Raw genomic sequence first — 9498 nt, forward strand, 5'->3', positions numbered from 1 at the left:
GCGCTGCGCAAGCTTGAAATCTCCGCGCTGGCGCTGCCGCCCTGCGACGACACTGCGTTGAACCAAACAATACAGTTGTAGCACGGGGACCTAAGTCCTGTTTGCTTCGCTGGAACTGGCAGGACAGGTCGGCGAGCATCAACGCAAATGGATGGCGAGTTCGAACGAGATCGATCACGACGACATTGCCGCCCGGTCCATGCCACGCCGGTTCGTTGACAACATCCTGACGATGGTCGCAGCCGTATTCTGATCGTTTGATCTGTTGCGGCAAGGGTGACGCCGTTTGAATGCCGCACGGGGCACGACGCTGGTGCCGTCTCCAGCCTCAGACCGTGCGATGACGCCGAGATACTCGGATTCCTGAAGCGGAATTGTCGATTGGTTTATCGGCGCGGACGATCCGCACGCTATTCTTGCCCGCGTGCTTGGCCTGATACATCGCGAGGTCGGCCGCATGCATCAATTCGGCGAGATTGCGAGATGCTGCAGGTGGGATGAGGAGGGCGCCCATGCTGCAGGTCAGCGGATACTGCCCCTGCGCGAGCAGGCTCGACAACCGCAAGTGAATGCTGCGCGCGAAGCCTTGTCCTTCGGCTACGGACGGCACGTCCAGAAGGAGACCGAACTCATCGCCGCCCAGCCGTCCTACCAGATCCTCGCGGCGCACGATCGCGGACAGGCTGTCGGCGAAGGTGCGCAGTACGGCGTCGCCGGCGCCGTGTCCGTGTGTGCTGTTGATCGCCTTGAAATCGTCCAGGTCCAGAATGACGAGCAGGAGGGGGGCGTTGCTGCGACCGGCCGCCTCGATCCTCTTGCCGGCGCGGCAATAAAAGACCTGATGGTTGAGCGCCCCCGTCATCGTATCCCGACGGGCGCGATAGCGTTCCCGTTGGAAGGAGCGCCGGAAACTGTTGATCACGATCGCGACGGTCCCGAAGCAGACCAGGCGCATGCAAAGCTTCACCGCCAATATGCCCGAGGTCAGTTCCGCCTCCTGCAAGACCGCCGGCATGGTTGTGAGAACCGCCACAACGATAGCGATGATGAAGCTGGCTGTACCGCCCAGAGACCAGGCTGCCCCGCAGATGAGGAGGAGGTAGAACGGCCCCATCCCGACATAGGGAAAACTGAAGTCAGCCCAGGCTATACCCGAGATGATGACGACGATGGCGAACCAGGCAAGCCTGCGCGGCAGAAAATACAGGCTTTCGGCCACCCAGCCGCTAGGGGTAAGTCTCTCCATGCGTCACACCTGACCTCACCACTTATTTTCTTTGCATGTCGGACATAGTGTGCGCGGCGACAACTACGGTGGCCGGTTGAGCGGCAACTATGATGGCCGGTAGGATCGGTTGTCTGGGCTGATCGTAGGGAGGGGCGGAGCCCCGACCGGAGAGCGGACCAGACAACCGATGGCGATCTTCTTTCCCCTTCTTTCGGGGGTTGGTCGGGGCTGCGGCGGGCGGTGGTATCGGAACACTCATCGAACAAGGAACGATGGGTTTGCGATGCCGGGCCACCACATTTCCGATCAGCAGGTATTTCTCTTCATGACCCATCGTCGCCAACACACCCAGGCCGTCGCGGCCGCCAAGGCCGGTATCAGCGAGCGCAGTGCACGCCGGATCGAGAACGATCCGCAGCTTCCGTCCCAGAAGAAGAAGGAGCGCCACTGGCGCACCCGCGCCGATCCGCTCGAGCCATTCTGGCCACGGGTCGAGGAGTTGCTCCAGATCGACGGTATCATTGCCGTCACGGTCTTCGAGACGCTCCAGGACGAGTTCGGCGAGGATGCTGTTCCCGATGCGATACGACGAACTCTGGAACGCCGGATCGCCCGCTGGCGGGCACTGCACGGCGGTGAGAAGGAGATCTTCTTCCCGCAGCATCATGAGCCCGGTCGGCAGGGCCTGTCGGATTTCACGGTATGCGATAGCCTCAAGGTCACGGTTGCCGGCGAGACCCTGGGCTATCGCCTCTACCACTTCCGCCTGGCGGCGAGTGGCTGGGAGCATGCAGCTGTCGTGCTGGGCGGGGAGAGCTTTGCCGCCCTTTCGGAACACCTGCAGGATGCGTTGTGGAAGCTGGGCGGTGCGCCGGCCGAACACCGCAGCGATTCCCTGTCAGCCGCCTACAAAAACCTCGACGCCGATGCGCAGCGGGATTTTACCCGAAGCTATGACGAGCTGTGTCGTCATTACGGCATGCTTGCCACCCGCAACAACCGCGGCGAGGCGCACGAGAACGGATCGATCGAAGGTCCGCACGGTCACCTCAAGCGGCGCCTCGATCAGGCCCTGCGCCGGCGGGGCAGCCGCGATTTCGTCAGCATCGAGGCCTGGCGCGAGTTCGTTGACGCCCAGGTCGCCAGGCAGAACCGACGGCATGCCGCGCGCATCGATGCAGAGCGCAAGCTACTCAAGGGGCTGCCCACAAAGCGAACCACCGATTTCGCCATGGTCACCGTCGATGTCACCCGCAACGGCACCGTCGGCATCGATCGGGTTACCTATTCGGTGCCTTCCCGCCTCGTCGGACGGCGCCTCAACGCGCATCTCTTTGACGATCGCATCGAGCTCTTCCTCGGTCCGGACAGGGTAATGTCCACGCCGCGTGTGCGGATCAGTCATCCCCACCGGGGGCACAGCATCGATTTCCGGCACATGATCGGTAACTTGCGCCGCAAGCCCGGTGCACTGCGCAACCTCGTCTACCGCGAAGCCCTGTTCCCCGATCACGCCTACCGGCGGGCCTGGCAAGCCTTCGATGCCCAGCTCGACGGACGGCAGGCCTGCCGCGATGCCGTCGCGCTGCTCGATATCGCCGCCAGGGGCGACTGTGTCGACGTGCTGGCCCGGCGGATCGATGAGGCACTCGACAGCGGGCGCCTGCCCGATGTCGATGCGCTCAGGGAGGAGTTCCTGCCTACCGCAAGATCACAGCGCGATGTCACTATCCCGCCACCCGATCTGCACAGCTACAACAGCCTGATCGCCAGCGGGGAGGTGCACTAATGACCCGCACCAAAGACCAGGCCGCCGCCGTGCTGCCTACCCTGCTCAAGGCCTTGCGCCTGCCGAGCATCAACCGCAACTGGAAGCGCCTTACCGACACCGCCGATCGGGATGGCTGGCCGGCCGCCAACCTGCTCGCCTCACTCCTCGAGATCGAGATGGCCGACCGTTCCTCCCGGCGCATCCAGCGCCATCGCGACCAGTCCGGCCTCCCGGCAGGCAAGACCTTCGCCACCTTCGATTTCGACGCCGCCCCCGGTATCCGCAAGCCGCACCTCTTGTCCCTGGCTGCCGGCGACGACTGGATCGAGAGCGGTGGCAATCTGCTGTTGTTCGGCCAGAGCGGCACCGGCAAGACGCACGCGGTTGCCGCCATCGGCCATGCCCTCATCGACGCCGGGCGACGTGTCCTGTTCTGCTCCACAACCGACATGGTCCAGAAGCTCCAGGCCGCACGACGCGACCTCAGCTTGCCCGCGATGCTCGACAAGCTCGACAAGTTCGATCTCATCGTCCTCGACGACCTGTCCTACGTCCGCAAGGACCAGGTCGAGACCAGCGCCTTGTTCGAGCTCATCGCCCATCGCTACGAGCGCCATTCGATCGCCATCACCGCCAACCAGCAATTTTCGGCCTGGGACAACGTCTTTCCAGATCCAGCCATGACTGTCGCCGCGATCGACCGCCTCGTGCACCACTCGACCATCATCGAGATGAACGGCGAGAGCTACCGCAAGCGATCCGCCGTCGCTCGCATCAACGCCGGCGATTATGACCCATCGAATGGCGCTCCAGGCCGGCCATCATAATTGTCGCTGACTTCGCGCTCGCGAGCACCCTGACTGAGACAACGGGTAATTGTCGCCAGCGGCAATTACCCCAAAGCCTTCGAATTGTCGCTTTCGTCCAGTGCCAGCGACAATTACCCAGCGCTGTAATTGACGATGCCCGGTTGCCCCTCGCAACCGCTCATGATAGCCCAAAGCCACCAACCGGCGCGGCCGCCTACCGGCCATCATAATTGACGCCGACCGGACTCCGTAATCGACGCGCTACACATAGTGCCCGCCGTGGAGGCGAGGCGCCAGTTCAACTCTGGTGCGGGCCACAATGTTGAGGGCCCATCATCGCCATTTCCGGCCTATGATAGAGCCGATTGGTTAAAAACTCCGTCCGCCCAGAATAATAATGCGTCAAATCAGAACCCGGCAGGCACGGGAATAGATACGGCGTAGGACTTCAGCTTGGCTCCTGGGCCAGCTTAGCCATCGTGGCTCGCGATGGTGCGAAGAACGTGGTGCCGGTGTGGGCGGTGGAGAAATCGAGCAGGCGGTCGTAGGCGCCGGCAGGCTCGCCGACGAACATGCGCTGCAGCATGCTCTCAACGACCCACAGATGGCGGGAATATCCGATAAAATAGGTTCCGTACTCGCCGCGGCCGGGGCTGCCGAAGGGCATGTTATCGCGCAGTATATCATGCTCGGTCCCATCGGCATCGACGATCGTTGCCAGCGACTTGTGGGATTTTCGCGGGGCTGCATCGTCGTCGATCTCGATATTATCGACCTTGGTGCGACCTATGATTGCTTCCTGCTTTGCCGTATCGACGGCATTCCAGGCCGCGAGGTCGTGAAGGTATTTCTGCACCACGACGTAGCTGCCGCCGGCAAAGTCGCCATCCTCATCGCCGACAAGCGCCGAGGTCGGGATGTCGCGGCCCGCCGGGTTCGCGGTACCGTCCACGAAGCCGAGAAGGTCACGCGCATCGAAATAGCGAAAGCCTGAAACCTCGTCGACGACGCGGACAGCATCGCCGAGCGTGGTCAGCAACAGCTTCTCGAGTTCGAAACAGAAATCGGCGCGTTCGGCGCGGATGTGAAACAGCATGTCTCCGGGCGTAGACGGCGCATTGTGCGTGGGGCCCGTGATGGCCGCGAACGGCTTCAGTTCGGCAGGCCTTTTCGACGGATCAAGACGGTCCCACAGGTTCGCGCCGATCCCGACGATGCACGACAGCTTCGCTCCAAGGTCACGGAAACCTACTGTCTTGATGAGGTCATCGAGACCGTCGAGGACCGATCGGACGGTGCTGAGAGGAGAGGGGCCATCGGCGATGCAGAGCACCAGAAAAACCGCGGAACTCGAAAGGGGAGCCTCAATGCTTTGCGCGTCGATCGGAACCCGGTCCCATGTCTGTCCTGCCATTCGTCACTCCGACACTCATTGCCGACTGCGCCGATGCCGCGCCGCAGCGGTAAGGTTATGCATTTCGTGCAGCGGCCGCCACCGCTGATCGTCTCCGGAGCCATTTCTGATGGCCGGATCAAACGGCGCTAGGTGCGTTCAGCCGGATCGACAAGAGGGCATGGTCTCTGACTGCGCCCTCTTACCGCGGAAAAAGTGAAGCGCCAGGAGTAGGCAAATATGTCGATAACCGGTGAATGAAGCCGTCGATAACCTGTGATCGGCGGGGTGACAGGGCCGGGATTAGGAACCGCGCATCAGTCGCCACCCGACGCGACGCTGCACAATCAGAACCCTCCAGTGGGTAAGAAATTAAGGGCGATCACTTGAGGCCATCGGCCCGCTTATCCCCAATGTCCCCAGCAGGCAGCCGACACCCCGCGCCCACCCAATTGCGACATCAAGGCGCTCTTTCCGATGCCGTCGACTTTGTCGTGATTAAGCTGACCTCAAGATCTGATCGTCTTGTCGTTGACAAGGCTGAAGCGCCTAATTGGCTGGAGAAACAAGCAGACGCGCTACTGAAAGCGCGTTTCGGCACCCAGCCAATGCGAATCCCGGGATGGTCGATCATACAGCGAAATCGGCTCCGGCGTCGTTAGCGCTTGCGGTCCCCACGTCGTCACGCTCGGAACGCAGGGAAAGACCTGCGGCAGCAACTGCGTGAACCTCGCCCAGATCCGATCCGCTTCAGTGACGATGACAAGGCGTGCGCTCCATTCCCTGTCGATGTCTACCGCCAAAGCCAGGTGCCATATCTCATTGTCCAACTGAACGCGTCCCGCGCTAATCCCCTGGACGGCGCGCCAGGGTAGTTCACAACGCTTGTCTGCGCTCTCGACAACCATGCCTGCAAGCGTGACGGCTGAAGGACGAAACCAACTGGAATTACCGTTCAGCACAGGGGCACACCCTCACTAAGGATATCGCCGACGATGATCCTGGCGCTGCCCTGGCCGGTGATCCTTTCAACACAGCCGCGCGGCGTCTGGATGGATGCGCCGGGAAAGGCGATTTCAATGACATGGGCATCGGGAACCGGCTGTCCCGTGGCATCGAGGACATGGATACGAGGCATGAGTTTGACGCGGTAGTCCATCGGGTCGATCTAGCGCGGCGTCTCCAGGTGATAAAGACGGGCCATGTCGGAAAGGCATAGCGGGGACGCCGCGGCATTCGTAATCGCAAGCCGGCCTGCCATCAGCTTCGCTTCCCCGATCGCCCGTTCAGGGCCGCCAGCAGCGCCCGAAAATCGTCAGGCCGAACGATGCGTTCGAACTGGAAGCCGCTGCGATCGCCATGAACCCAGACGAGATGGGCTTCGATACGCCCGATGACGGGCAGGCGGATCTCAATTCTTTCACCGCGCTGGATCTCCACTTCATTCGCGCACATGAAGCCCTGATCGGAGATGTTGACGATCTCCAGCGTCAACTCACCCAGGCGGCGGTGGTCGGCAGTCAGGGAATGCGCAATATCGTGGCGTCTGCCGCGACGCATTTCAATCATGGAATACTGCTCCAGAGGTCGGAACCGGCACCCGCACCCAGGCCCTTCCGCGCCCTCAGGCAACAGCAATCCGGTTAATTTCCGGTAAAATCCACCGCTGACTCCGCAGTTTTGCGACGCCGATCCCCCCGCCCCGCCGTTGTCGCCTGGCGACGAGTTAAGTTTGCCTCAGAGGGCCGATTTGTATGCGGCCAGTCAAATCGATTACAGTGCGCCGGGCCTGCAACTGGTTCAGGGAATTTTGAGGATGACATCGCGAGACGACATGGTCCCGACGTGGCTCGCGGCAATAGAGCAATTTCGCAAGACCCGCCACGCCTTCACCGAGTGGCGGGCGAGCACGCCCTGTCCAGATCCTAATCTCACTCCCGAAGACTATGACAAAGCCTGTGCGAGGGTACGCAAATGGGAGCGAACCGACGCCAGTTTCGCCGTCCCCTACGAGACAGCGGTCCAAACCCTCCTATCCCTCCCGGCGCCCAATATCGAAGCGGCAATCGTCAAGCTCCAACTGGCTCGTGAGGCTTTGCGCGATCAGGACGTCGAGGAAATTATCGTCCCGATTCTGCAAACCATCGAGCAGGATCTCCATCGCCTCGCCGACGAAGAGAATGGCGCTGAGGCTGAGCCCAACTAGGCGGGCTACCAAATCCCGCCTTCTACTCCGCGTGCCCGGTCATCAAGCGACAAAAATTGAGCCTTCCACGCAGTGCCCGGAAGGTTCCAGTCATGAGCGCCACCTCACCGGCGGCGTCCTTCGGGTCGCTGCCGGTGAATATCTCACGTAGGCCGTCAAATCGCGTTACAATGTTGCAAGATCGACGCGGGACGGAGAAACGGGGGCTCTCGCCTCGTTTCTACGGGCTATCGACACGGCATTAACCACCACCGCAGAAATCCGGTTCTCAACGCGACGTCGTGAGACACCATACGAAAAAGAAGCTGGCCGCCAGGGCCAGCCTTTGAAAGTCCGGGTGAGGATGCCCAAAAGGACGAAGGATTGGCTGCGCTTGTTCAGAAGCTGGTGCAACAGCAGATTTTGCATCAGACTGTGCGATAAATGAGAGCACCACTGGTTCCGGACTTGCGTGATGATGCGGTTACCTGAAATGCCCTCGACTTATGCGCTGCCCGGACGCGCCTGTTGGGCCGTCTCGATGTAAGTGATCGCATCCTGCACCGTGATTATAGCGTCGATATCGGCGTCGACAATCGTCACCCCGAATTCATCTTCGAATGCCATCACCAGTTCCACCACGTCGAGACTGTCGCCGCCCAGATCCTCGATGAACCTCGCTTCTGGCGTGACCTGATCGGCGTAGACGCCCATATGTTCGATCACGATGCTGGTAACCCGTGCGGCGACGTCGTTCATACAGACCAACCCCTGATGATACAGGGCCCCCATCATATCCGGACCGTTGACAGCGATCGGTGCAGAAACGCCGCCGGAGCGAGGGCCTGTCTCCGCATGGTCGCTGCATCTGCCTCGGCTCGTCAAGAGAGGAACAGCAGGCCAGACGTGCTACTTCACCAGCAGAGCGTGCCGCGGACACGCCAATCCAACGTCGATGGGAATGGATCAGTCGGAAACCTGCCTCAGAAGCGCTGCCGTTATAGCGGCAAGTGCCGCGTTCCCGATCGCCGAGGGGCGGCCGAACGAGGTTTCCCGCCGCCCAGGACGTGTGCAGCAGGATCGATGATGGTGACGCCATCGCGTGAACTGCTCGCGATGGCGTCAGCCATGCCGAACAGTTCCACCCGTCCGCCGTCGTTATAGATGCGCCCGGCGACGGTTCCGCGCACGACGGCGCGGGCATCCTTCTCCACCCGCAGATCGCCGGCGATCGTGCCATGGAGGATGAATCGCTTTCCGCTGCGAACTGTCGCGCCCCCGGAAACCCTGCCGTAGAGAGCGATATCCTCGTCGAGCGCGAGAGGGCCATCGAGGTTGCCGTGAACTGCCTTCACTTCAGCTACTCAAAATATCCGTACCATATCCGCGCCGGCAATATGCCGCGCCGGGAGGCATCCATGCCAAACGGCACTCATCTGCGAGGATCATATGCGAAGCGCGCCCATACTGTTTATAGCGTCGGGAGTCAGTACACCGCAGATCCATTCGTCGCTGAAGCGGGTGAAATCAGCGCTCAACGCCGCTTCACTGCCTCCAAATCCGATCCGCATCTTCCGAGGAAATTGCCGAAGACCCGACTAACTCCGCCTCCTGATGGCGGCTTGCCATCACTATGGCTGTCTCCCCGGATCATCCTTCTGTTCCCTCTGTCGGTTCTTCTCTTCATGCAGTTCCCGCGCGATCTGGCGGCCAAGAAGCTCTGCCAGACGCATGATAGCGGCCTCGGCCCGCGGCGAAAGAGCGGGGCAAGGGTCTGGATCGCGCCGCTTGCCCTTCGTCACAGTGACCTCCCGGACGGCAGCGGCACTTTCGCCTGGAAAGCGATCGATGAGTGTCGGCGGGGAGGAGGGAGAGGAAGTGAGGTGAGGGCGGTGATGGTTCGCCTCACCCTTTCCCTCAACTCACCGCGCCAGGTTTCGCTGTCGTGAAAACCTGTGCTATTCTCCTCTTCGGAAAGGCTCTGCACATGCAGGATGTTAATCACGTAGAACCGGCATGTCCGTCGTCAGAACATTCGGCACAACTCGCGGCGTAGATTAGCGGAGTGCGGACCTCGTCAGGGGGTTGATCTTAGGCGGCGAACTTGCGGTG

General features: G+C 61.3%; 11 protein-coding genes. 4 read left to right on the forward strand and 7 right to left on the reverse strand.

Going from position 1 to position 9498, the window contains the following annotated elements; translation table 11 throughout:
• On the reverse strand, positions 1-274 hold a 274-nt coding region (locus GGQ90_RS29195; protein ID WP_223178508.1), incomplete at its 3' end, for a hypothetical protein.
• A 54-nt stretch (positions 275-328) separates the two neighbouring features.
• Positions 329-1246 carry a GGDEF domain-containing protein gene (locus GGQ90_RS28330; protein ID WP_159365822.1) on the reverse strand — a complete coding sequence of 306 codons (918 nt, stop codon included), beginning with the start codon at positions 1244-1246 and terminating at the stop codon, positions 329-331.
• A gap of 265 nt (positions 1247-1511) precedes the next feature.
• Here GGQ90_RS28330 and istA point away from each other — a divergent pair, with 265 nt between their 5' ends.
• A complete protein-coding gene (istA, locus tag GGQ90_RS28335) occupies positions 1512-3017 on the forward strand; it encodes an IS21 family transposase (RefSeq protein WP_159365823.1) in 1506 nt (501 codons plus the stop codon).
• A complete protein-coding gene (gene istB, locus GGQ90_RS28340; protein WP_159365824.1) occupies positions 3017-3826 on the forward strand; it encodes an IS21-like element helper ATPase IstB in 810 nt (269 codons plus the stop codon). Before istA ends, istB begins: the two co-directional genes overlap by 1 nt.
• Before the next feature lie 430 nt (positions 3827-4256).
• Here the strand turns inward: istB and GGQ90_RS28345 are convergent, their stop codons facing one another.
• From GGQ90_RS28345 to GGQ90_RS28355, 3 genes are all read right to left on the reverse strand, one after another.
• Positions 4257-5222, reverse strand: coding sequence for a Dyp-type peroxidase (locus GGQ90_RS28345; RefSeq protein ID WP_159365825.1), 966 nt, complete (start codon positions 5220-5222; stop codon positions 4257-4259).
• Between the two features lie 934 nt (positions 5223-6156).
• Positions 6157-6360 (reverse strand): hypothetical protein, encoded by a 204-nt coding sequence (locus GGQ90_RS28350; protein ID WP_159365826.1) that lies wholly within the window; start codon positions 6358-6360, stop codon positions 6157-6159.
• Between the two features lie 101 nt (positions 6361-6461).
• Positions 6462-6770 carry a PilZ domain-containing protein gene (locus tag GGQ90_RS28355; protein ID WP_159365827.1) on the reverse strand — a complete coding sequence of 103 codons (309 nt, stop codon included), beginning with the start codon at positions 6768-6770 and terminating at the stop codon, positions 6462-6464.
• A 247-nt stretch (positions 6771-7017) separates the two neighbouring features.
• On the opposite strand from GGQ90_RS28355, the gene GGQ90_RS28360 reads away from it, so the two are divergent.
• On the forward strand, positions 7018-7407 hold the full coding sequence (locus GGQ90_RS28360) for a hypothetical protein (RefSeq protein ID WP_159365828.1): 390 nt from the start codon (positions 7018-7020) through the stop codon (positions 7405-7407).
• A gap of 483 nt (positions 7408-7890) precedes the next feature.
• Here GGQ90_RS28360 and GGQ90_RS28365 read toward each other — a convergent pair whose 3' ends face one another.
• Positions 7891-8145: an acyl carrier protein gene (locus tag GGQ90_RS28365; RefSeq protein WP_159365829.1), complete on the reverse strand. Its 255-nt coding sequence runs from the start codon at positions 8143-8145 to the stop codon at positions 7891-7893.
• Positions 8146-8384: 239 nt separating this feature from the next.
• Entirely contained in the window at positions 8385-8741 is a 357-nt protein-coding gene (locus GGQ90_RS28370) for a hypothetical protein (protein ID WP_159365830.1), read from the reverse strand.
• A 63-nt stretch (positions 8742-8804) separates the two neighbouring features.
• On the opposite strand from GGQ90_RS28370, the gene GGQ90_RS28375 reads away from it, so the two are divergent.
• The gene (locus tag GGQ90_RS28375) at positions 8805-9335 is read left to right on the forward strand and encodes a hypothetical protein (RefSeq protein ID WP_159365831.1); all 531 of its coding nucleotides are present in this window, start codon (positions 8805-8807) and stop codon (positions 9333-9335) included.
• Positions 9336-9498 lie beyond the last annotated feature (163 nt).

Source organism: Sphingobium scionense, from assembly GCF_014197035.1.
GTDB classification, from domain to species: Bacteria; Pseudomonadota; Alphaproteobacteria; order Sphingomonadales; family Sphingomonadaceae; genus Sphingobium; species Sphingobium scionense.

Excerpts from the sequence above, each read along its gene's own strand:
- GGQ90_RS28345 (WP_159365825.1), bottom strand. The coding sequence starts at position 5,222 with ATGGCAGGACAGACATGGGACCGGGTTCCGATCGACGCGCAAAGCATT.
- istB (WP_159365824.1), top strand. The coding sequence starts at position 3,017 with ATGACCCGCACCAAAGACCAGGCCGCCGCCGTGCTGCCTACCCTGCTC.
- GGQ90_RS28365 (WP_159365829.1), bottom strand. The coding sequence starts at position 8,145 with ATGAACGACGTCGCCGCACGGGTTACCAGCATCGTGATCGAACATATG.
- GGQ90_RS28375 (WP_159365831.1), top strand. The coding sequence starts at position 8,805 with ATGCCAAACGGCACTCATCTGCGAGGATCATATGCGAAGCGCGCCCAT.
- GGQ90_RS28360 (WP_159365828.1), top strand. The coding sequence starts at position 7,018 with ATGACATCGCGAGACGACATGGTCCCGACGTGGCTCGCGGCAATAGAG.
- istA (WP_159365823.1), top strand. The coding sequence starts at position 1,512 with ATGCCGGGCCACCACATTTCCGATCAGCAGGTATTTCTCTTCATGACC.
- GGQ90_RS28350 (WP_159365826.1), bottom strand. The coding sequence starts at position 6,360 with ATGGACTACCGCGTCAAACTCATGCCTCGTATCCATGTCCTCGATGCC.
- GGQ90_RS28355 (WP_159365827.1), bottom strand. The coding sequence starts at position 6,770 with ATGATTGAAATGCGTCGCGGCAGACGCCACGATATTGCGCATTCCCTG.
- GGQ90_RS28330 (WP_159365822.1), bottom strand. The coding sequence starts at position 1,246 with ATGGAGAGACTTACCCCTAGCGGCTGGGTGGCCGAAAGCCTGTATTTT.